The 1,831-nt window shown below is 67.6% G+C and carries 2 protein-coding genes; both read right to left on the reverse strand.

Annotation, left to right across the window (positions count from 1 at the left end; genetic code table 11):
• The coding region (locus AC2FAN_RS27165) for an ABC transporter permease (RefSeq protein ID WP_485177067.1) at positions 1-893 on the reverse strand (893 nt) is incomplete at its 3' end.
• Positions 890-1,831, reverse strand: a complete 942-nt coding sequence (locus tag AC2FAN_RS27170) for an ABC transporter permease (RefSeq protein ID WP_265052415.1) — start codon at positions 1,829-1,831, stop codon at positions 890-892. The genes AC2FAN_RS27170 and AC2FAN_RS27165, both read right to left, overlap by 4 nt.

A 1,831-nucleotide genomic window follows, 5' to 3' on the forward strand; every position in this document is an offset into this window, starting at 1 on the left:
CGCGGATCGAGGGAGTCTCGCAGGCCGTCGCCGAGGAGGTTTACGGCGAGGACGGTGATGGAGAGGAACACGGCCGGGAACAGGATGATGTGCGGCCGGACCTGCCAGAGCGCCCTGCCCTCGGCCATGATGTTGCCCCAGGACGGCGTCGCCGGCGGCACGCCGGCGCCGATGAAGGACAGGATCGCCTCGACGATCATGGCGCTGGCGCAGATATAGGTCGCCTGCACGCTCATCGGCGCGAAGGTGTTGGGCAGGATATGTCTGATGATGATGCGCGGCACGCGCGCGCCATTGGCCACGGCGGCCTCGACATAGGGCTGCTCGCGCAGCGACAGCACGACGCCGCGCACCAGGCGCGCCACGCGCGGGATCTCGGCGATGGTGATGGCGAGGATGACGTTGCCGACCGAGCCGCGCGTCAGCGCCATCAGGGCGATGGCGAGCAGGATCGGCGGGATCGACATCATGCCGTCGATGACGCGCATGATGATGCCGTCGGCCCAGCGCACGAAGCCGGCGAAGAGGCCGATGGTCAGCCCGACCACCGAGGACAGCACGGCGACGCTGAAGCCGACGAGGAGCGAGACCCGCGCGCCGTAGATCACGCGCGAGTAGATGTCGCGGCCGAGCATGTCGGTGCCGAACCAGTAGAGCTCGGAGGGCACGCGGGTGCGCCTGGACGGCGAGATCGCGGTCGGGTCGACCGTGCCGAGCAGCGGGGCGAAGATGCCGATGAGTGCCATCAGCACGAGCAGGCCGCCGCCGATCGCGACGGAGGGGTGGCGCCGCAGATAGCGGCGGAAGCGCATGGAGCGGCTGAGACCGGGAGCCTTGATCGGCTCGGCAGCCACGACGCCGACGGGGGCCGGAATGGACGATTGAGCGGTCAATAGCGGATCCTCGGGTCGACGAGGGTGTAGGTCAGGTCGATCAGCAGGTTCACCAGCACGTAGACCAGGCTGAACATCAGCACGACGCCCTGGATCACGGGATAGTCGCGCCGCAGGATGGCATCGACGGTGAGCCGGCCGAGGCCGGGAATGGCGAAGACGCTCTCGGTGACGACCGCGCCGCCGATCAAAAGCGCGATGCCGATGCCGATGATGGTGACGATCGGCACCGCCGCGTTCTTGAGCGAGTGCAGGAAGAGCACGTCCTTCTGGGCCACGCCCTTGGCCTGGGCGGTGCGGACGTAGTCCTGCTGGAGCACCTCGAGCATCGTGGCGCGGGTGATGCGGGCGATCAGCGCGATATAGACGAGGCCCAGCGTCACCGAGGGCAGGATCAGGTTCCGCAGCCAGGGCCACAGGCCCTGCGAGATCGGGGTGTAACCCTGCACCGGCAGCCAATCGAGCTTCAGCGCGAAGAAATAGGCGAGCAGGTAGCCGACGACGAAGACCGGCACGGAAAAGCCGAGGACGGCGAAGGCCATCGCGGCCTTGTCGATCCAGCTGCCGGCCTTCCAGGCCGCGAGCACGCCCATCGGCACGGCGATGACGACGGCGAAGATCAGGGTCAGCACCATCAGCGAGACGGTCGGCTCGATGCGCTGGGAGATGAGCTGCGTCACCGGCAGCGAGGTGAAGATCGAGGTGCCGAGATCGCCCTGCAGCACGCGGAAGGACCATTCGGCGAAGCGCACGAGGTAAGGCCGGTCGAGCCCGAGGCTGGCGCGGATGCGCTCGACATCGGCGGGCGAGGCCTGGTCACCGGCGATGATGGCCGCCGGGTCGCCCGGCGCGATATAGAGCAGCGAAAAGACGAACAGCGCCACGAAGGCCATCACAGGGATGGTCGTGAAAATGCGCCTGACAACAAAAGCGAGCAT

The organism is Allobosea sp. RIT-PG3_2 (assembly GCF_057321085.1).

Coding starts and splice junctions, on each gene's coding strand:
- AC2FAN_RS27170 (WP_265052415.1), bottom strand. CDS start 1,831: ATGCTCGCTTTTGTTGTCAGGCGCATTTTCACGACCATCCCTGTGATG.